The following is a 20,337-nucleotide window of genomic DNA, read 5'->3' on the forward strand; positions in this document are numbered from 1 at the left end:
CTTCGTTCATTCTTCGAAGGCGTCGACTGTGACGCACGGGTCGGGGATTTCGGCAAAGCGCCGGGATTTGGCCTCGATGTTGGCGAGCTGTCCCAGCGCCAGCGAGCAGGGGCGCCCGTAGCGCGCCTCGACGCGCGCGCTGGCTGTGGTCAGCGCCGCGCGGCTGAGGGCGACAAACTGGTCGAGCGTGTAGCTGGCGCCCGGCGTCAGATAGTCCTTGACCACGAGCGACGGCGAATAACAGCTCTCCGGCGAGCCGTCGGGCCAGCGGATCAGAAAGCGCATCTCAGGCATCGACGGTTTCCTTCAGGCTTTCGTAGCTGGCAAGATGCGCTTGCGCCGTCCCGTCCCAATCATGCCGCGCGGCCGTAGCGAATCCATTTTCTATGAGTTGAGCGCGAAGCTGCGGGCGCAACGCCGCCGTCATGGCGCGCGCGATCGAGTCAACATCAAGCGGATCGCACCAGGCCGCCTCGTCAGGCCCGAGATATTCTGTGAAGGGCGCGATCTTGGAGACGATGACCGGAACGCCACACGCCATGGCTTCCAGCACCACTAGGCCGAAGCCCTCTTTGAGGGAGGCAAAGACCAACCCATCCGCCAGCCTGTAGAGCACCGGCATGACGGCCTGCGCCAGCGGCCCCGTGCGGATGACCGCGCCAGGCGGCAGGCGAAGCTCCGTCAGCGCGTCGGAAAATTGCCGCTGATAGGCGTCATGGTCGAGCAGTGAGGCGCCGCCGGCGATGACGAGCTGCGCCGAAGGCAGCTGCTTACGGATACGGGCGAAGGCCGCAAGGATGCGCAGCGAATTCTTGCGCGCCTCGACGCCGCCGATGGAGAGAAAAACCGGGCCTGGGTGGAGGCCGAGGGTTTCGCGCAGCGCGGAGTCACTGCCGTCTCGCGCTGACGAGAAGCAGCGCCTGTCGACGCCATTGCCGACGATCGCCGCCTCAACGCCGAACTCACGAGCAAGCGCGTCGCGCCAGGCGCGGCTGACGACGAGATGGCGCCCTGCTTGTGTGATGGAGCGCTTCTGCAGGGCGCGCAATCTCGGATCGGCGAAATCGTCAATGTGGTGAACAGTCCGGATGAAATCGCAGATCAGTCCGCGCTGCTTCAGCGTTGCGAGCGCATTGCCGGAAATTCCGTCTTGGGCATGGTAGACGTCGAAGCGGCGATGCGCGGGCGACTCGAAATGGCGGACATAATCGGCGATGCGGCGTTCGACCAACTCGGTCATTGCGGGGCCGGAAGGCGTCGCCGGAACCAGAACCGTGTCGCACAGCGTCTTGCGGAAGAAGCCCGCGCCCGCCGCGTCCGGCGCGTGGACGATCGCCTCATGGCCGAGGTGCGTCAGCGCGTCGCCCAGCGCCAGCGCATGGACGACGCCGCCGCGCGGATTGGTCGAATGGGCGAGAATGGCGATCCTCATGCAACCCTCCGTGGTCCGCAGCCAAGGAGCGGCCGGCTCGAATGGTCGAAGATCGTCTCGCACGAAACGCCGTCGGTAATGGCGACGCGCCCGCCTGCCGCCACTTCCCCGATCTCGGCGGCGGCGATGCCGCGCGCCGAAAAGCGCGCATTGATTGCGGGGGCATCTGCGGGGGCCGCAGCGATGAGATAGCCAAAGCTCGGAAAGCTCGTCAGCCATCGCTCGAGCGGAATGCCGGCGGGTCTTGGCGCGGCGGCGACGTCGATCGTGATGGAGACGCCGGAGCATTCCGCCAGCATGGCGGCCGTGCCGACGAGCCCGGCCTGGCTGATGTCCTTGGCGGCGCGCGACAAACCAGCCTCGGCGATCTGGGGCAACAGCTCAAGATCGCCGCGCAGCCGCTCGGCGGGTGCGCTGGTCGCCGCGTCCCAATTGGGGAAGGGATCACGGTAGCGCCCGCGCAAGTCGATCGCGGCGATGAGGCGGTCTCCGGGCCGGGCGTCGAAGCTGGTCAGCAGGCGTTTGGCGCGGCCGAGCGCTGCTACGGACAACTGGCCGTGGCCGGCGCGAAGGTTGGTGTGACCGCCGACCAGCGGCGCGCCGAACTGGTCGGAAGCGGCGCGAAGGCCGGCGAGAAGAGGATCGGCGCCGGCCTCGCCCTCAGCCCAGAGCGCGTCGACCAGCGCAATCGGGCGCCCGCCCATCGCTGCAATGTCGGAGAGATTGACCATCACGCCGCACCAGCCGGCGAACCAGGGGTCGGCGGCGACGAATTCATTGATAAAGCCTTCGATGGCGAACAGCAGCCAGCCATCGCCGTCGGGAATTGCCGCGCAATCATCGCCGGTCGGGACGGGCAGGGCGCCGGAGAGACCGAGCCGCGCCGTCGCAAGCCCGATGTCGGTCTTGGCCGCGAGGCCCGGCGCGGCGTGAAGCGCGCATGCGAGAGCGAAAAGATCGATGCTCATGCCGCCCTCCGCAGCGCGATAAAACCCTGTTCGGGCGCGCCGAGTGGCGGATAGAAGGAAAGATCCGCCTCCATCAGATGATGCGCCCGGCCGTGCAGCTCGATTTCATCGAGCGTCCGCCAATGCATTCTCCGGAACAGGAGCGCGTTCTGGCTTTGCACCTGGGCGATGAAGCGCGTCGCGCCGCGTCCGTGCGCCGAGGCGACGGCGAGCTTGATCAAGGCGGCGCCGAGCGCGCCGACTTTGCGATAGTCGGCGGCCACCGCAAGGCGCGAGCCCTGCCAGAGGCCGGGCGCCGTCTCATGGATGCGCACGACGCCGACCACGGCGTCAGCGGCGACGCCAAGCATCGAAAGCGCGACGATCGGCGTTGCGACATCGTCGATGGCGTCGCGATCGTCGCCTGAAAAAATCTGCTGTTCGTCGCAGAACACGGCGCGCCGCAGCGCGCCTGCGCCGCGACGCTCCCACGCCTCAGTGGCGTATTTGATCTGGAACGCGGTCGCCGCAAAGTTCTTGAAAGGCTCGAAGATCATGCCCGGCCTCCCGCATCGACGCGGCGCTCGAAAGCGGAGAGCGCGGAGCAGGCGCCGCATTTGGCGCATCCCGCCTTGACGTCCGAGGAGGCCAGGCCGCCCTCTTTCAGCATCAAGGCGAGGGGCGCCAGAAGTTCGTCCATGAAAGCGGCGGAAGGGGTCGGGTGGTTTTCGAGCGGCGTGCCGGAAATGGGCGTGAAGGGCACGACGAAGGGATAGACGCCGATATCGATCAGGCGCCGGCAGATATCGAGGATGTCTTCGCGCGCGTCGCCGAGGCCGGCGAGAATATAGGTCGAGACCTGTCCGCGCCCGAACACCGGGACGGCGGCCCGGAAGGCGGAAAAATAGCGCTCTACGGGAACCTGAGCTTTGCCCGGCATGATGCGCGCGCGCACCTCTTCGGTGACCGCCTCAAGATGCATGCCGAGCGCATCGGCGCCGGCGTCGCGCAAGCGGCCAAACCAGGCGTCGTCGTCCGGCGGCTCGCACTGGACCTGGATCGGCAAATGAACGGCGGCCTTCACGGCGGCGGCGCTCTCGGCAAGGATCGCGGCGCCGCGATCCTTGCCGGGCGGCGTGCCGGTGGTCATCACCATATGCTTGACGCCGTCGAGTTCGACCGCCGCTTTCGCCACTTCGGCGAGCTGCGCCGGGGTTTTACGCTCGATCGTGCGGCCGGCGGCAAGCGACTCGCCGATAGCGCAGAACTGGCACGTCTTGGCGCGGCTTTTGTAGCGCACGCAGCTCTGCAGCACCGTTGTCGCCAGCACGTCGCGCCCGTGCAGCGTGGCGATCTTCGAATAGGGAACGCCGTCCGCCGTCGTCAGCCCATAGAATTTGGGCTGCGCTGGGAAGGAGACGACGCCCAGCGGAAGGCCGTCGCGCAGGATGCGGCTGCGGCCAAAGGCATCGGGCTTTTCGACGAGATAGGGGCTACCCGAGGCGGGCGCGGTATGGACCGGCGCCATGATCGTCAGGCCGTCGATTGTCAGCGCCTTGTGATCAGATGGGCCAGCGCCGCCGCGCCGCCCGCTTGCGCCGGCGTCCGGATCGACAAGCCGCACCCCGAGGGACTGCAGCTCATTGATCAAGCGTTCCGTCTTCAAGGACTCCAATTCGATGGGATGCTGCAAGGGTTTCATCGGAAAAACTCTCCGCCGGAAAAGAGGCAAAGGGAGAAGCGGCGCGCAGCGGCGCCGCCTCGCGGTTGTCGAGATTGAGGCTGAGCAATTCGGGCCGCGCGTAATGGCCGACGCTGTCCATCATCCGCTTGCGTTTGGTGATGAGGCTCATGTCGAGATCGGCGATCAGAATGCCCTCGCCTGAGGTCAGCGGCGGGACCACATGATTGCCTTCCGGCGAGATGATCGCCGTCATGCAACCGCCGCTGAGCGCCTTGCGCAGCCGCTCATCGGGGCAGATGCGCGCGATCTGCTCCTCTCTCAGCCAGCCCGTGGAGTTGACGACGAAGCAGCCGGATTCCAGCGCATGATGGCGGATCGTCACCTCGATCTGATCGGCGAAGATCGGGCCGACCAGCGAGCCCGGAAACTGGGCAATGTGGATTTCCTCGTGCTGCGCCATCAGAGCGTAGCGGGCGAGCGGGTTGTAGTGTTCCCAGCAGGCCAGCGCGCCGACGCGGCCCACGGCCGTGTCGACCACCTTGAGGCCCGACCCGTCGCCCTGGCCCCAGATCATCCGCTCATGGTAGGTTGGGGTGATCTTGCGGCGTTTGAGTTTGAGCGCGCCGTCGGCGTCGAACACGAGCTGCGTGTTGTAGAGCGAGCCATGGTCGCGCTCGTTGACGCCGAGGACGACGACGAGGCTGAATTTTCGAGCCGCCGCGGCGACCGCCTCCGTCGCCGGGCCGGGCGCAACAACCGCGTTTTCATAAAGGCGCAGGTGCTCCGCGCCGGTCAGGACCGGCGGGTGCACGAAGGAGAAATAAGGGTACCAGGGCGCGAAAGTCTCGGGGAACACCACGAGTTCCGCGCCTTTCCCGGCGGCCTCGGCGATGGAGGCGAGAACGCGCTCCATCGTCCCGGCGAGGCTGTCGAGATCGGGAGCGATCTGCACCGCCGCCGCGCGAACGCGTCTTGTCTCAGCCATCACGGCCTCCCTTTAAAAGCGGCGCGGCCAAGGTCAGAGCGTCCAGGTTTCGAGGATGAAGGCGTTGTCCCGGCGATGCAGGAGAACGAGATCAAGCACGTCGAGCGGGCTGATCGGGATGACGCCGGGGATCAGCGCGCCCTCGCCATGGCCGTAGAGCGCCTGCAGCGCGAAGCGGCAGGCATAGACCTTGCCGCCGTCGGCGATGATCTTCTCGATGCGATTGTTGAAGTTGAGATGGCCCGGAAACGCCTCGTCGCCGAGTTTTGGAAAGCCGCGCTGGAGGGCGAGCGTCACGCCCGGCCCATAGAGCAGCACGGAGGTCTCAAAACCCTTCTGGATGAGCCGCGAGGTCTGCAGCAGATTGACGAAGCCGATCGAGCCTTCGAAGGCGACGGTATGGAAGGTGACGAGGGCCTTTTCGCCGGGCTGGGCTTTGACGTCCTCGAATTTCTTTTCCTCGTAGTCGACGAGAAAGTCTCCCTTTTGATTGGCTGGCTTGACGACGGCGGGCATGATGCACTCCTTGGTTTGAATGTCCGCGCTATGGGCTTTTGCAGGGCCCCGGCGCGGCGGCTTTGAATGCTCGTTGGAGGCGAGCGCAGGCCAATAATGTCGCAATCAATATGCCAATTGATCGTTTTTTATTGGCACGTATAAAAACAGTCAAAATGCATGCAATAATACATTCAATATGGCCTTACGCCTGCTAGTCGTTTGAGCGGGATCAACTGATTTTGCGGCATTGCGCTCAAATCGGCGGCACCTCCTTCTCTCTCGAAAACCCGCTAGCCAAGCCTGCTCGTAAAATTAGTCCTTGCCCGCGCGCCAAACCGGATGCAACAATGTGCAGTCAATTTATGCGCGTCGACTCGCCCGAGGCTTAATCCATGCCTGACTGGACCCCCGATCTCACCCGCAGCGACAAGCCGCGTTATCTCGCCATTGCCGATCTGATCGCCGAGGACCTGCGCAGCGGTCAGCTCTCGATTGGCGATCGTCTGCCGCCGCAGCGCCAGCTCGCCGCCCGGCTCGGGGTCGACTTCACCACCGTCGCGCGCGGCTATGTCGAGGCGCAAAAGCGCGGCCTCGTTGAATCGCGCGTCGGCCGAGGCACCTTCGTCTGCGCGCCGCCGCGTCAAGCGCCGCCGCCTCCAAGGCCTGCGCGCAGCGACTTCGTCGATCTGTCGATGAATTTGCCCCCCGAGCCGGACGATCCGGCCCTGATTGCGCGGATGCAGGAGGGGGTGGCTGAGGTTAGCCGCGATCTCGTTTCGTTGCTCCGCTATCAGGCCTTCGGCGGCTCTCCGGCGGACAAGGACGCCGCCTCCGCCTGGCTCGGCCGGCGCTCGCTGGTTCCCTCGCAGGATCGTCTGTTCGTGACGCCGGGCGCGCATCCGGCCCTGCTTGGAATCTTCAGCATTCTGGCGGCCCCCGGCGAGGTCGTGCTGTGCGAGGCGTTGACCTATCCGGGCATGCGCGCCATCGCCGCGCAGCTTCGCCTCAAGCTGGTCGGCCTGCCGATGGACGCGGACGGCGTCGACCCCGACGCCTTCAAATCAGCCTGCGAGACGCTGAAGCCGAAGGCGATCTATCTCAATCCGACGCTGCACAATCCGACGACGCTCACCGTCCCCGCGACGCGGCGTGTCGCGATTGCCGCGGTTGCGCGGCGCTACAATGTCCCGATTGTCGAGGACGACGCTTATGGCTTCATCCCGGCGCAAGGCCAGCCGCCGTTTGCGGCCATTGCGCCCGACCTCACCTGGCATGTGGCGGGCCTTGCCAAATGCATCGGCGCAGGCCTGCGCGCCGCCTATGTCGTCGCGCCTGACGCCCGTTCCGGCTGGCCTTTCGCCGCCGCCATGCGGGCGGCCAACGTCATGGCCTCGCCGCTGACGACGGCCATCGCCACGCGCTGGATCGAGGACGGCTCCGCCGACACCATCTTGCGTTTCATCCGCACCGAGACCGCGGCGCGCCAAGAACTCGCCGCCGACATCCTGCCCAAGGGCAGCTTTCGCGCCGATCGCCTCAGCTTCAATCTCTGGATGGAGCTGCCAAAGCCCTGGACCCGCTCCGCCTTCATCGGCCACATGGGATCGGCCCGGATCGGCGTCGTCGCCAGCGACGCGTTCACTGTCGGCGGCGATCCGATCGAGGCGATCCGTATCTGCATCGGCGGTCCGACCGGACGCGAAGAGATCCGCTCAGCGCTGGAATATATCGCTCATGCGCTGACGCAATCGCCGGCGCATGCGCTGCAATTTCTGTGAGGCGCCTGGTCGCGCCATCGCATCCGTTGGCGCGCTTGACGCTGGAGAAGCGCGGGGTCGGTCGCGCGCCCCACGCTTGTCCTCGGCGCTGCGGAAACGACGCAGGGCCATGAGCTTCGATCCTTCGAAAGTTCTCCTCGGTTAGCTGCTTCGTTTCTCGCTATCCGTTTCGAGGGCCGCACTCCAAAACCGGGTCAACTCCAGGTCCATATCGATTGTCCGAACGCGCAAAAATACGCGCAAAGCATGAGCCCCTCTTGCTGGAACGATGAATCACAAAGGCGCCGGCGGGAATCCTTATGGGTCAAGATTTCTGCAATTCCATTGGAAAACTTATTCGCCATATCGATCAGCGTATAAAATACTTTCATTTTGATGCGACGTTCGTGGCCTGCCCGCGTCTGCTATGGTCCCTTTCGCAGATTTAAGACCCGCTTTCGGCATTTGATCCCGAGTCGAGAAGATTGAGCCGGACGGGATCGGCGCCGCAGACAAGGCGAGGCTTTTACCGGGAGGAACAGAATGGTCGCGAAAACTCACGAGCAGTGGCTTGCGAATCCACCGCTCGCAAGCGGCGAGTGGATTGATAGTCGGATTTACTCGGATCAGGGCATTTTCGAAGAAGAGCTTGATAAGATCTTCAAGCACACTTGGATTCCCGTCTGTCACGAGTCAGAGCTGGCCAAGCCGTACGATTTTCGGACGACTTCAATCGCGCGTGAACCCATCATCGTGACGCGCGGCCCCGACAATGTCGTTCGAGCTTTCTTGAACGTATGCCCGCACAGGGGAATGCTGATTGAGCGCCGGCCCTCTGGCAGCTTCATGGAAGCTCAGCCGTCCGGCAACCCCAAGCGCATGACATGCATGTTCCATGCGTGGCAATTCGATATGAAGGGCAACTGCGTCTATATCAGCCGCGAAAAAGAGGGCTTCCAGGACCGGCTGACGAAAGAAGATGTTGGCCTTCGTCGCCTCCGCTGTGAAGTGAAATTCGGGGGATTCGTCTGGGTGAACCTCGACGACAATCCCGTCGCGTCCCTTGAGGATTGGGCCGCCGACGCGTTTGGCGCCTTGCGCAAGACGTTAGACGCAGAGCCTCTGGAGGTTTTCCACTACCACAAGGCGATCGTCAGTACGAACTACAAGCTGTGGCATGACACTAATTGTGAATTCTATCACGATTTCATGCATTACCACAATCGCGTAACCGGCTTTAACGACGCCTATTTCGCGCGCAAAAATGAGGCGTTCAATCACGGCCACATCCAGGTCGGAACGTTTGAGGTGAATTACGACCAGTATGAAGGCTTCGAGAGCCGTGCAGGCCTGTCATTCCCGCATCTGCCGCCAAACCAGTGGTATATGGTCGATTTGTTCCCGGGCATGAATTTCAATCTTCGCGGTTCTGCGTTGCGCTGCGATATCGTCACGCCTATTGGGCCCAACAAGGTCATGATCGAGTTCCGAGGTCTCGGCCTGAAAAAGGATACGCCCGAAGAGAGAGAGACGCGCATCAACCACCATAATTCTATATGGGGCCCCTTCGGACGCAATCTCCACGAGGATCTCATTGGAGTGACGGGGCAGGGCTCGACAACGCTGCCTGGCAGCGAATCCCGCCGCGTGCTTCACGGACGCCACGAAAACCAGACGATCCATGACGAAAACGGCATGCGTCATTATTACGAAGAGTGGAGCCGCTGGATGAACCGCATGGCGAGCGATCCATCAAAGCCCTTCACGGCGGAACGCCACGTCGAGGTTGCGGCTGCGGAATAATCCGCCATCCGCAGCATCATGCGAGCGAAAGTCGTTCGGCCTCCGAGGAGGCCGAACACATGAACACTGAAAAGACAATTGAGGCGCTGTCCTACCTCTCGGCGCCCCGGGGAGGAATATCAATGGCCCAGAATGGCGCCGACATGGCCGCAAAGGTGCGGGACACCATCTATCGCGCGACGATAATGCTTGACGATCAGCGGTGGGACGATTGGCTTAATCTTTGCCATGACGATTTCCACTACGCAATCAAATCATTCAGCCCGGAAATCAACAAGGACATGACTTATCTTCAAGGCAAGCGCAAAGACATCGCCAACCTCATTCGCTTGTTGCCAAAGCACAATACGGATCACTCCCCGCTTCGGCGCCATACATCGGTCTACACCGTAGATCTGGCAGATGACGGACGCAGCGCGACGGCGGTGAGTTCTTTCGTGGTCTACCAGAATCTTCTGGACGGAATCAATTCGCACATCGACTCTGGCGAGAGCCGGCTGTTCCTTGTGGGAAAATATTACGACACCTTCTCCGTGGAGGATGATGGCCCGAAATTCTTGAAGCGCGAGGTTCGCATTGACGAGCGTCGCCTTGACAAGGGCTCCCACTGGCCGATCTGACGTGCCGCAAAAGGCGCCGCAACCGGGACCAGAAGGCTGATCTGGGTCTTGCCCCTTGCGCGAGCTTGCCCAGGCGATTTGTTAGGAATGAAAGATCGATAGCATGACATGGAAATATGTCTGTAGCGCCACGGACGTCCCGAAAAACACACTGAAGCAATTTGACGCCGACGGGATCATGCTCGTTGTCGCAAATTATGGCGGACGATTTCGCGCCTTTCCTCCGGTCTGCCCGCATATGGAAGAGCCGCTCGAGGAATCAGGGATCATCGCGAATTGCGTCCTGACCTGTAGTAAACACCTCTGGTCATGGGATCTCGGCACGCTTTCGATGTTAGGCGAAACCGAAAAACCTCTGAAGACCTACGATGTAAAAGAAGAGGAAGGAAAGCTTTTCGCCCTGATCGACAAGGAACTTGTTTATGAGTTCGAAAATTCAGATGGCGACGATGACGATTTCTTCAAATAGAGGCTTTCGAAACCGGCCCATTGCAAACGACGCGATCAAGTTTGGTTCGAAAAAATGAAAATCACCGTCGAAACAAAGTTGGAAAGCTTTCAGTTTCCTGGCTTTCCGGAGGAAACGGTCCTGACGGCAGGTTTGGCCGCTGGCTATAGCCTGCCTTATGAATGCGCGACAGGAACTTGCGGAACTTGTCACGCGAGGGTCATGGACGGACCAATTGACGCCGGCTGGACTGATGCGCCGGGCTACGCAAAACTGAATCGCGAAAAGGGCGACATACTGATGTGCCAGGCGCGGCCGCTTGGCGATTGCTCGCTTCGGGTGCGGTCCAATACGGCCCAACCGAAGGAGCTGACGCCTGCGGCAATCAAACGAATAGGGCGCATTGAGAACACGCGCAGACTTACGGGCGACGTCATTCATTTTGAAGTCGCGTTGCCGAGCCCGATGAGTTTCGACGCCGGACAGTTTGTAACCTGCCAAGTCGCCAGTTTGGCTGGCCGACGGGCGTATTCGATGGTCAATTTCGGGAAGAACCTCGAGCGCCTTCACTTCGTGGTTAAGCGCAAGCCAACCGGCAAATTCTCCGACTGGCTCTTTGAGAATCATGTTGACGGCGCGGAAATCGAGATTGTGGGTCCGCTAGGCCGCGCGACATTCAGACCCGGGGAGGAGCGGGACGTCATATGCATCGCGGGGGGATCTGGCATTGCCGGTATGATGTCGATATTGGAGCATGCGTCGCAAATGCATTACTTCCACAGGCACCGCGGGCGCGTCTTTTTCGGAGTCCGCACGCTGGCCGACGCGTTTTACCTTGAGGACTTTGCCAAACACATTGCTTCGGCAAACGGCGGCCTTGAAGTGACTGTGGCAACGTCTCATGAGCAAGTCGCTACGCCTCTGCATCCGCAGTTTTCATCAATAGGGATCGCAAGCGGCATGGTTCATGAGGTCGCCGCCGCAAGCATGACCGACCAATGGAACAATGCGATCGGCTTTGTTGCCGGTCCTCAACCAATGGTCGACGCCACGCTCCGCGTTCTTATCGCGGAGGCCGGCCTGAGGACGGACAGTATCCGCTTTGATAAATTCTCGTAACGGCTTCGGTCCATGAAAGACGCATGGCGCTCGCTTGCTCATCAATCTGATTAGCGCCTACAGGACGGCATTTGCAGTCCGCAAGATCGCAATTCTCAAATTGGGCTCGCCGAGTGGGCGCTTGCCCAAGCAACATGGCGAATCGAGACAACGCCACACAAGGAAAATGATCTGATGTCGCAAACTACCCCAATCGTGGACATGCGGAGTCGCCCAGCCTTCTTGCATCCATTCTTTGGAGCAGCGCCGGGGACGCCATCCTATGACGTGGTTCGCTGGCTCAATCGGCGTGTCGGCGGTCTCGACGTGGATCATTTCGCCCGAGCCAAGGACGCCGCGGGATTTCTCACGGAAATGGACCGCGCCGAGATAACCGTCGCAATCATGGTCGCCCGTAGCGTGCCGGGCGTGCGCGTAAGCAACGAGGACCTCAGCGCCGTGGCGGCAGCCAGCAAAACACGGCTGATCGGAGTCGCTTCAGTGGATCCGATCGAACTCGGCCGCGAGGCGGCTGTCGCCGAAGCGCGCCATGCGGTCCAGAAGTTAGGCATGAAGGGCGTCAACCTCGATGCCGGCTTCTATGCAACCCCCATGAAAGCTGACGACGAGCGCTTGATGCCGCTCTACGAACTCTGCCAGGAGCTCAACGTACCCGCCTTTGTCATGTCGGGACCGACGACTCCGAATCTGGCTTTCAACGATCCTTTGGCCGTGGATCACGTGGCCAAGACCTTTCCGAAGCTGCCGATCATTTGCTGCCATGGATTCTACCCCTACGTCAACGAGATGGTCACCGTTGCGTTCCGAAATGAAAATGTCTACGTTTCACCCGACATGTATACATTTTCACCTGGCGGGGGGATGTATGTTGAAGCGGCCAACGGGTTCATGCGCGACCAATTCCTGTTTGGAAGCTCCTATCCGTTCCGGCCGATGAAACAAGGGGTCCAGGATTTCCGGCAGTTGGGCCTCAGCCCCGAAGCTTACGAAGCCGCGACATTCCGCACGGCCAACCGGCTTCTCGATCTCGGACTCGAAACCGCCTCGGCTGACATACCCAAAAAGGCCGCTCTCCGCGGCTGACCCTTTTAACGACTCGCGCGCTCGACGCTTGCTGTTCGGCTGTTGACGCTGGCGACTATAGCGCCTCCTTCGTTGATCGCAGACGCGGCCAGGCGTCGGCAGCTAGCCTGGCGCCCCCGCCATACGCTGACGAGCGTCGTGGTGAGAGTAGCCGTCTTTTAATGCGCTGATGGAGCTACGCTCCGTCAGCGCTTTTTTTGTAACGAAAATCATTGTAAATCAAGCTCGTACGCCTTTTCCGCGCAGCGGCTTTGGGCCGTCTCCGTGGTTCCTGCCGTCCGCCGAGGCGGCCCCCCGGCATTTAAACGGGCGACTTGGCGTTCGGCCAATGCGGGCAGAGACCAATGGCGGCACCTCTCCTGAACTCGCGGGGCCTCGCCAATTTCCAAATCGCCGATGAATTCAACGAGTCATAGCGTCAATCTATCGGCCCATTACAGCAAACGATTTTACACCCGAGCCGAATTGGAGTGGCTATTAAGAGGTAAAAAGAAACTACACGGAGAGAAACCCTATGGCGCCCCCGTCAATATCAGGAACGGCACATCCAGCATCAATTGCCGACGTAATGCCAAAGACCGAGCTCCACGATCATACCATCTTCGATGAAGGCTCCAAGATGGCGACCGGTCAAATCATTCCGTTCAAACAGGCGCTGCTCGTCGCGATGGCGGCGGGGCTTGGTTATGGCTTCGACGCATATGCGGTCAACATATTCGGCATGCTGAGCCCTGTCATTGCGAAAGATCTCGATATCAGCGTCAAAGCCATCGGCGTCATCGGATCCCTGTTTCTTGTCGGCTATACAATCGGCACAATTTTCTTCGGATATTTGGCTGACCGGGTTGGACGGCGCAACGCGTTGCGGTTTTCTATTCTTCTCTATGGAACGACGACCGTGCTCGGCGGCTTCGTCAGCAGCGTCGCGGCTATTACCGGACTTCGGTTCCTGACCGGCGTCGGCGGAGCTGGGGAGCTCGCGGTTGGCGCGCCCTACACGGCGGAGATGTGGCCGCCAAAACACCGGGCGCTCGGAACGGGCGGCATCATGTTCGGGCTGTATTCCCTCGGCTACATCGTCGCGGCCATCGCGGCGCTAGCCATCGTGCCAACCTGGGGCTGGAGATGGGCCTTCATCTTCGCCGCGGTGCCCGCCGGCCTCGTTTTCTGGCTACGAAACGTCGTCCAGGATTCGCCTCGCTTCAGGGAAGCGCAGGAAGAAATGGAAAAGATCGTTGCGATCGAGGGGAAAAAGCATCCGCGTGAAAACATCTGGGCGATTCCTGGCGCAAAGAAGCGGATCGTCATCGGGTGGCTTCTCTACGTTGCAAACTGTTGCGGATATTGGGGCATCACCTACTTCCTCACAACCTTCATGGTCAAAAAGTTTGGCGTGACGGTCACCGAAGCTGTTTTTTATGCGATGCTGTTCTATGTCGCCCAGTTTTTCCTCTCGTTTATTGGAACTGGACTCTCGGACGTCATCGGAAGGCGGCCCGCCGGCATTCTTGGCGCGGTTATCATGATCGTCTGCACCGTTCTCGCCACGACGGCGACCTCCCTGAATGTCTTCCTTATTTATGGTGGGTTGATGGTTGGGATGCTCGGCTGGCTATGGGGCGTCGGCGACACCTACCTCAGCGAGTTCTTCCGTACCTCTTTGCGCGGAACCGGATTCGGCATCATGGTTGGCGGCGGAAGGCTGGTGTCGATTGCGGCTCCGTTTATGATCGGTTGGGGCATCACGGAATTTGGTCCGACGGGTCCGTTCCTGGCAACCGCCGGATTGTGGGTGCTGACGATTATAGGCTATCTTATTGGGCCGGAAACGGCAGGGCGTGAACTCGAAGACGTCCAACTGTAAAGCCGGAACCCGCTCACAAATGTGGCGCAGCGCGTTTCCCCGCGCTGCGCATTTTCTTGCGGCGTAAGTAGAGTTGCTCACAAACTGGCTAAAAACAGACATTTATGCCCGAGCGTGGCTTTCGGGATTTTTTATAAAGAAATCTGACTCGCCGCCAAGACTAGCTTGAACAACATCAGACCGCCGGTGCCAAGCAGCACCAAGGCAACAAGCCGCCGCAGGACGGCCTGATTGAGTTTGTGCGCCAACCATGCTCCGCACCACGTCCCGGCAGCAAGGCCTAACCCGAGAACGCCGCCTAGCAATGGATCGAGCGTTCCAGCGGCGGCGTTGGCCACAGTGGCAGGAAGAGCAATCGGAAGCTGGATCGCTTGTGCAAGTCCGATCGAGGTCAAGACCGGCGCGCGAAGCGCCAGCAAGATAGGGATCAGCACAACAGGGCCGCCCGTTCCGGTCAAGGCAGATAGAAATCCCGTGAAGACGCCAATCAGAACTCCCTTGCGATTTGACATATCGAAGCGCGTCGGTTCGCCTACATGAGCGGGTCGCCCGATAAGGGCCTGCACGCCTGACGAAACAGTGAGAATCGCGATCGCGCCCTGAAGTATGATCGGCGAGGTAGCCTTGACTGTTAAGGAGCCGATAATCGCCGCCGGCATGGCTCCGGCGCAAAGCACGCGGGCGCGGGCCCAATCGAGCGTGCCGTTTCTCATGAACATCAACGTGCCGACGAGGCCCGTGAATATATAGCCGCAAATCGCAGCCGCGATAGCTGTATATATTCCGATGTGAGTTAAATAAATAAGTGCTGGAACAATCAATACTCCCCCGATTCCGATACACCCGATAAAGATGCCGGACACAAGAGCAATGGCGATCGATAGGAGCATATCTACAGGCGTCATGTGAAGTTGTGTGATCGGTAGGTAGAGTCAGAATACGACATCAGCCAATATTTATCAAACTACAAACAGGCATATATTACAAAATTAATATGAGAATTGCGGGGATATGCGGTTTCTTGTGTGAATTTGCGCGCCTCTTTCTCGTATAGCCAGCTTGCGCACAGGCGGGGTGCAATATTGACATTTTCAATTTGGGCGCAGTTGATAGCCTCAAACGGGGCGCGAAACCGACTTCGTCAGGGACGAAGATCGCAAATCCAATAAGCGACAGCCGCAAAGGCTGCTATAATGGGCAGGAACGGCAATGTATTTCCGGCAATTGAAGTATCTGGTGGCGGTTGTTGAAGAGGGGCACTTCGGCCGAGCCGCCAGCAGGTGCAACGCCACGCAGCCGAGCCTTTCAAACGGCATCAAGCAGCTCGAGCTTGAACTTGGGGTGCCTATTTTTCTGAGAGGCCGTGGACAACGGCTGCAGGGCTTGACAGCCGAAGGCGAGCGCGTTTCCAAATGGGCCCGTTTGATAATCTCTCACTGCGAAGCGATGAAGGATGAGATCGACGGCATGCAGGGCGATCTGCATGGCCATCTGCGTCTCGGGGCTATGTCATCGATGTCCCCGGTGCTTCCTTTCGTTTTGCAAATGGTGAGGGCGCGCCATCCAAATGTCCGCATCGACGTTAAATTTATTGGTCACGAAGCGATCAAGGTCGGTCTGGATAATTTCACGCTCGATGTCGCCATCACCTACATGGACACGGCCAGTATAGGTCGCCGCAATATGCTGCCGATTTATACCGAGAAATTGAGTTTGCTGGTGCCGGACACTGCGGAATTCGCCGATCGTACGACCATCTCCTGGAAGGAAGCGTCGACCCTCCCTTTAGGGCTGTTGCGATCGTCAGCTCATGAACGACACTTTGTTGACGAGGCATTTCAATCTGCAGCGGGGATGAAGCCGCAGCCAAAAATAGAATCCGAGTCCATTTTGCATCTGATGTTCCAGGTTCAGTTTACCGAGCTATGCACCATCATTCCTTCTCATTTTACACGCATGCCTGGCCTGCATCCCGGCACCAGGGCGCTGGAGCTGATTAATCCGATCCGAAGCCGGGAGGTGGGTCTTTTTTGGGCGGAGGCGGAAACGATGATGCCAATGGCGGGGGTCATGGTTTCGATCATAAGGAAGTTGAATAAAACGCAGGAGCTGCGCCGCATGCTGGAAGATCCGGCGATTTCGGCGCCGCTTGTTCCCGCCCGCGCTGTTTGAACCTTGCAAGGCCTCGGCGCGCCGATCGGAGTAGCTCATTTTCACGGCGTGGAAAAGTGTGATTGGAAAATAGAGAGCCTCGAAGCTGCATAGCGTCGCTATCAGTGCGCCTCCCGCTTTCGCTCTTTGGATAGGCTTTTCTTGCGAGTAGAGCCAATTCCCAAAAATCTCTGAATGATGACCAACGCGGCCAGTGATGAGGTGGCTGAAAAGAGCCGTGAGAGATTACAAGTTTGAACGGAGCGGACCGTGCAGGCCGCGAGGCGCCGCCGCAAGGCATATGGGCAATAGCGATAAGCCCATAGTTGAGATCAATTTGCGGACCCTGCGGCCTCATAGTAACTCAACAATGCTGAAGATTCCGGCCAAGGTGATCCAGCTGAGACGCCGCGAGCTTTAATGCAAGCGTCGCCGGGAGGAAATTGAATGAACAATTCGGCGTCGTTCATGAACTTCAATGATTTGACCGAACTGGGAATAGCCCGCGTGCAGGCCCAGAACGCCCTCCAATGGTTGGCCCGCATGGCGTTAAGTTACGCAAGCGCCGGCCATGACGTGGCGCCCCCGCTTTTATGGAATAGCGCCGCCCGGACGATAACAACGCCTGAAGTTACCGCAGCGATCTCGCTTCAGCTAAGCCTGCCTGATTTGGGGTTGCAATTTTTGCATGGCGGCAAACCCTCCCCTCATCTTCTCGAGATCGATGGGAAATCGTCGACCGAGATAGAGGCCTGGCTGCTGGTCGAAATGCTTCACAGAGACTTTGACCGCGATAAATTTTCCAAACAATTGCCTTACAGCTGGAAAGATCTCATGTCCGGCGATGAGGTGAAATACGCTCCTCAGGCTTTGGCGGATTCGCTGTATTCGTTTACCCAATGGTTGCAGGCGGCGGCCCTGATTTTGGTCGATGTCAAACGTGAGCTTAGCGCGTCATTTGGCGAGAACGACGCGCCGCCGCCCATACTCTGGCCCGCCGCCCAATCAGATCTGGTGTGTTGGCCGGATCGCTTCGACACCGGCTTCCTGGCGCGTGTCGCCTCGGATCTTGGCGCTGGCGTAGGATCAATCAAAATCGCCTTTACGTTCGGTGATAATGACGGATCGCCCGCAGGCTTCTTGATAAGGCCGGAAAATTTCGATCCACGACAGGCTGAGTTGATCGGCGGTTTCTTGACCATGTCATCGATCAGGCGTCATCGCATGTCGTTCGGCCACATTGCCGCCTACCTTGCAACCAAAGCGAAGCATGTTCTGGACGCAGTGAGCAAAGTTCACCTGTCGGCTTGGCGCGTTGCTGATGTCGACGAACACGGCAGGCCTGGAATGTAAAGCCGAAGGGGATTTCCGGCGCTCGAAGCTATCGCCAATCCGGTACTTGCCGCTGGCTCATGCTAATCGCCAAGCCTGGTTGCAAGAGAGTTACAGCACTGCGCTCGTCTTCTTTCGTCTGCGCTCGTTGTAAGCACGACGCGGTTCGATCGAGTTGGCAATCGCTCAACTTCAATCGCCCAAACGGACGCTCGCTGCGGTCGGCCTTGTCCGAGGCTGCTATGCTTACGCTTCAACCGTTCAGGATCAAGCGAAGGTGGTCGGAGAGGAACGCGACGAAGGATTCGGCGAAATTCGGATTAAAATAGACCGCCCGCGCTGTCACGATCGCAATGACGAGCGCCCAAAACATGCCAACGCCGACCTTCAGCATGGTCCGCTGCAGCGGACGATCCGAATTCGCAAGATTATCAAGCTCTTGCTTAACCACAACGCGTTCGCCGAAAGGCTCGAACTGGATATTGTACATTTTCATCACGTTTAACAGAGGAAAGTACCAATTAGATATGACACGATCCTATATAACACCGCAAGTGTGTTTTTAAAGCTATAAAGACAAGATAATTATGTACATTTGTTTCCGTCGGCTCGATTGAGGCGAGCGCAAGCCCAACGAATAAAAAACGCCGCGACCCGAAGGCGCGGCGTGGGCGGAAGAAGCTTGCTCGTCGGGTCCGGAGTGAGTGGCTTCAATGCCGCAGTCAAAGCCCGCAGCCCTTGGTCTATGCGCCGCTATGACGACGACGCACAGGGCGGAGCGTGCGCTTAATTATCGCCGCTCGGCGCTATTTGGCGCCTTTGGTCGCCGTCAGATAGTCGACGATGGTCGCAATATCTGCTTCTTCGATGGGCGCTTTGTAGACCTTGACCATCTTGTGGACGATGCCGTCCCAAGCGGTTTTGCTCAGCGCCGGCTGGTTCAGCACCATCCCCGCCGAGTGGCAGATAAGGCAATTCGCATCCATAACGGCGACGCCGGGGCCGTAGGGGAAAGTCCGGTCGCTGGTCGGCAATTCCACGCTTATGGATTTCAGCGCAAAGGGCGGCGGGACCTCAGTTGCACGCGCCGATCCGACGGCGAAGGCGGCAATGATTGCAAATGCGAAAGTTCGGACCAAAGTGGCCATGACGGCCTCCCTTTTGTAATAGTCAGGCCACCGGTAGATGAGTGGTTTCGATCACATTGCGCATGAAGCCGCTGGGATTCCAGTTTGGCGTCGCCGGTTGCGTCAGACCATTCATGTTGGTGCAGCGAACCATAACGGTGAGATTGCCGGCCGCCGGCTCGATCTGCGTCGACCATTGGCGGAAGCTGTATTTGCCTTCATCAGTCCCGAGCTTCGCTTGGGTCCATGTCGCGCCGCCGTCTGTCGAGACTTCGACGGCCTTGACGCCGGCGTCGCCGCCAAAGGCGATGCCGCGCAAGGGCGTCGGAGCGCCGGCGCGCAATCTCTCGCCGCCGCGAAAATTGGTGACGAAGGAGCGCGGAACCATGCGGTTGATCGGAACCATCTTCACGTCCTTTTCGCCAGGCTTCATATTCGCGCCGGGCGTATCGGGTATCATATAGGCCTTCGCCGTCCAGAACTGATCGTCTGGGCCGTCCAGCACCTCGATGTTGTTAAGCATTTTAACCCAATAGGTCGAGTACCAGCCGGGAACGATCAAACGGATGGGGAAGCCGTTCAGCAGAGGCAATTGCTCGCCATTCATGCCGAACGCCAGCATGACCTCACCGTCGCGCGCGTGGTCGATCGCGATCGACTTCGTGAATTTTGGCGCGCCCTCGACCATAGGCTCGTCCAGTCCGCCGAAGCGGACGCACTGCGCCCCATCTTTGACGCCCGCTTTATCGAGCACATCCTTCAACCGCACGCCGAGCCATTTGGCGTTGCCCATCGCGCCATTGCCCCATTCGCCGCCCGCGACGCGAGGCTCGAAAAATCCGCGCGAATTGCCCGAGCATTGGTTGACTGCGGCGAGCTCCACGCGAGGAAGGCTCATCAGATCCGCGAGCGAAAGCGACAGTTCGTTTTTGACGTGGCCGCGCACGGCAATCCGATATGTATCCACCTTTATTTCGGTAGGGATGACCGCCCAGTGCCAGCGCACGAAGAGCTGATCGTTGGGCGTGAAGACGCCTTTGTCGAACACTTCGAACGGCGATTCGAGCAACGGCGCCCGTGTCCGTTGCAGGATCATCTCGCCCTTTTGTGGAAACGCTTTTGTGAGAGGCCGCTCGCTCGGACCGCCCGGCAGGCCAAGATTGGCGAGCTCCTCAGCCCATGCGGGCGCAACAAGTGACAATGCGCCGAGCGCGCTCGCCTGCCCCAACAGACGGCGGCGGGTAGTCGGATAGCTAAAGGCGCTTGAAGCGGTCATGGGCATCTCCCGGGGATGTTTTATTGTTGACTGTCGCGGCTATTGTCTGAAGAGCGGGCGAGGCTCTTAACGCCTTGTGGTTAGCCGAGCCTTAAGCCGTAGATCATGCCGAGGCTGATGCAGAGCAGCAGGATCAGCGAGAGGGTCACGGCGGCTGTGACGCGCCCGCCGACGCGGCCGATCACGCGCACGTCGACGCCAAGCCCGAGGG

General features: G+C 59.9%; 20 protein-coding genes and 1 pseudogene. 9 read left to right on the forward strand and 12 right to left on the reverse strand.

Annotation, left to right across the window (positions count from 1 at the left end; genetic code table 11):
* Positions 1-6: 6 nt before the first annotated feature.
* The 7 genes from CR492_RS16345 to CR492_RS16375 are packed head-to-tail and all read right to left on the reverse strand — an operon-like array spanning position 7 to position 5,564.
* A complete protein-coding gene (locus tag CR492_RS16345; protein ID WP_102844801.1) occupies positions 7-294 on the reverse strand; it encodes an MSMEG_0570 family nitrogen starvation response protein in 288 nt (95 codons plus the stop codon).
* On the reverse strand, positions 287-1,432 hold the full coding sequence (locus tag CR492_RS16350) for an MSMEG_0565 family glycosyltransferase (protein ID WP_102844802.1): 1,146 nt from the start codon (positions 1,430-1,432) through the stop codon (positions 287-289). The genes CR492_RS16345 and CR492_RS16350 overlap by 8 nt, the downstream gene beginning before the upstream one ends.
* Positions 1,429-2,400 (reverse strand): sll0787 family AIR synthase-like protein, encoded by a 972-nt coding sequence (locus tag CR492_RS16355; RefSeq protein ID WP_102844803.1) that lies wholly within the window; start codon positions 2,398-2,400, stop codon positions 1,429-1,431. Before CR492_RS16355 ends, CR492_RS16350 begins: the two co-directional genes overlap by 4 nt.
* A complete protein-coding gene (locus CR492_RS16360) occupies positions 2,397-2,936 on the reverse strand; it encodes an MSMEG_0567/Sll0786 family nitrogen starvation N-acetyltransferase (protein WP_102844804.1) in 540 nt (179 codons plus the stop codon). Before CR492_RS16360 ends, CR492_RS16355 begins: the two co-directional genes overlap by 4 nt.
* The gene (locus CR492_RS16365; protein ID WP_102844805.1) at positions 2,933-4,081 is read right to left on the reverse strand and encodes an MSMEG_0568 family radical SAM protein; all 1,149 of its coding nucleotides are present in this window, start codon (positions 4,079-4,081) and stop codon (positions 2,933-2,935) included. The genes CR492_RS16360 and CR492_RS16365 overlap by 4 nt, the downstream gene beginning before the upstream one ends.
* A complete protein-coding gene (locus CR492_RS16370; RefSeq protein WP_102844806.1) occupies positions 4,020-5,048 on the reverse strand; it encodes a Nit6803 family nitrilase in 1,029 nt (342 codons plus the stop codon). Before CR492_RS16370 ends, CR492_RS16365 begins: the two co-directional genes overlap by 62 nt.
* Before the next feature lie 33 nt (positions 5,049-5,081).
* Complete coding sequence (locus CR492_RS16375; RefSeq protein ID WP_012591003.1) at positions 5,082-5,564, reverse strand: MSMEG_0572/Sll0783 family nitrogen starvation response protein; 483 nt, start codon at positions 5,562-5,564, stop codon at positions 5,082-5,084.
* 374 nt (positions 5,565-5,938) lie between these two features.
* Here CR492_RS16375 and CR492_RS16380 point away from each other — a divergent pair, with 374 nt between their 5' ends.
* From CR492_RS16380 to CR492_RS16410, 7 genes are all read left to right on the forward strand, one after another.
* Complete coding sequence (locus CR492_RS16380) at positions 5,939-7,324, forward strand: PLP-dependent aminotransferase family protein (protein ID WP_102844807.1); 1,386 nt, start codon at positions 5,939-5,941, stop codon at positions 7,322-7,324.
* 522 nt (positions 7,325-7,846) lie between these two features.
* A complete protein-coding gene (locus CR492_RS16385; RefSeq protein WP_102844808.1) occupies positions 7,847-9,106 on the forward strand; it encodes an aromatic ring-hydroxylating oxygenase subunit alpha in 1,260 nt (419 codons plus the stop codon).
* 59 nt (positions 9,107-9,165) lie between these two features.
* On the forward strand, positions 9,166-9,726 hold the full coding sequence (locus CR492_RS16390; RefSeq protein ID WP_245412130.1) for an aromatic-ring-hydroxylating dioxygenase subunit beta: 561 nt from the start codon (positions 9,166-9,168) through the stop codon (positions 9,724-9,726).
* Between the two features lie 103 nt (positions 9,727-9,829).
* The gene (locus CR492_RS16395; protein ID WP_102844810.1) at positions 9,830-10,195 is read left to right on the forward strand and encodes a Rieske 2Fe-2S domain-containing protein; all 366 of its coding nucleotides are present in this window, start codon (positions 9,830-9,832) and stop codon (positions 10,193-10,195) included.
* A gap of 54 nt (positions 10,196-10,249) precedes the next feature.
* Positions 10,250-11,293: a 2Fe-2S iron-sulfur cluster-binding protein gene (locus CR492_RS16400; RefSeq protein WP_102844811.1), complete on the forward strand. Its 1,044-nt coding sequence runs from the start codon at positions 10,250-10,252 to the stop codon at positions 11,291-11,293.
* Between the two features lie 174 nt (positions 11,294-11,467).
* Positions 11,468-12,376: an amidohydrolase family protein gene (locus CR492_RS16405; RefSeq protein WP_102844812.1), complete on the forward strand. Its 909-nt coding sequence runs from the start codon at positions 11,468-11,470 to the stop codon at positions 12,374-12,376.
* Positions 12,377-12,890: 514 nt separating this feature from the next.
* A complete protein-coding gene (locus tag CR492_RS16410) occupies positions 12,891-14,240 on the forward strand; it encodes an MFS transporter (protein WP_245412132.1) in 1,350 nt (449 codons plus the stop codon).
* A 131-nt stretch (positions 14,241-14,371) separates the two neighbouring features.
* Here CR492_RS16410 and CR492_RS16415 read toward each other — a convergent pair whose 3' ends face one another.
* On the reverse strand, positions 14,372-15,145 hold the full coding sequence (locus tag CR492_RS16415) for a sulfite exporter TauE/SafE family protein (protein ID WP_102844814.1): 774 nt from the start codon (positions 15,143-15,145) through the stop codon (positions 14,372-14,374).
* Between the two features lie 304 nt (positions 15,146-15,449).
* Here CR492_RS16415 and CR492_RS16420 point away from each other — a divergent pair, with 304 nt between their 5' ends.
* Together CR492_RS16420 and CR492_RS16425 are read left to right on the forward strand one after the other, a co-directional pair.
* A complete protein-coding gene (locus CR492_RS16420) occupies positions 15,450-16,412 on the forward strand; it encodes a LysR substrate-binding domain-containing protein (RefSeq protein WP_102844815.1) in 963 nt (320 codons plus the stop codon).
* Positions 16,413-16,838: 426 nt separating this feature from the next.
* The gene (locus CR492_RS16425; RefSeq protein WP_102844816.1) at positions 16,839-17,744 is read left to right on the forward strand and encodes a hypothetical protein; all 906 of its coding nucleotides are present in this window, start codon (positions 16,839-16,841) and stop codon (positions 17,742-17,744) included.
* A 232-nt stretch (positions 17,745-17,976) separates the two neighbouring features.
* Here CR492_RS16425 and CR492_RS16430 read toward each other — a convergent pair whose 3' ends face one another.
* The 4 genes and pseudogenes from CR492_RS16430 to CR492_RS21200 all read right to left on the reverse strand — a co-directional run.
* Positions 17,977-18,213 carry a hypothetical protein gene (locus CR492_RS16430; RefSeq protein ID WP_102844823.1) on the reverse strand — a complete coding sequence of 79 codons (237 nt, stop codon included), beginning with the start codon at positions 18,211-18,213 and terminating at the stop codon, positions 17,977-17,979.
* Between the two features lie 316 nt (positions 18,214-18,529).
* Positions 18,530-18,871: a c-type cytochrome gene (locus tag CR492_RS16435; protein ID WP_102844817.1), complete on the reverse strand. Its 342-nt coding sequence runs from the start codon at positions 18,869-18,871 to the stop codon at positions 18,530-18,532.
* A gap of 22 nt (positions 18,872-18,893) precedes the next feature.
* Complete coding sequence (locus CR492_RS16440) at positions 18,894-20,126, reverse strand: molybdopterin-dependent oxidoreductase (RefSeq protein ID WP_102844818.1); 1,233 nt, start codon at positions 20,124-20,126, stop codon at positions 18,894-18,896.
* Between the two features lie 80 nt (positions 20,127-20,206).
* Positions 20,207-20,337, reverse strand: a pseudogene (locus CR492_RS21200) (putative sulfate exporter family transporter); the annotation flags it as partial.

Source organism: Methylocella silvestris (assembly GCF_002891535.1).
GTDB classification, from domain to species: domain Bacteria; phylum Pseudomonadota; class Alphaproteobacteria; order Rhizobiales; family Beijerinckiaceae; genus Methylocapsa; species Methylocapsa silvestris_A.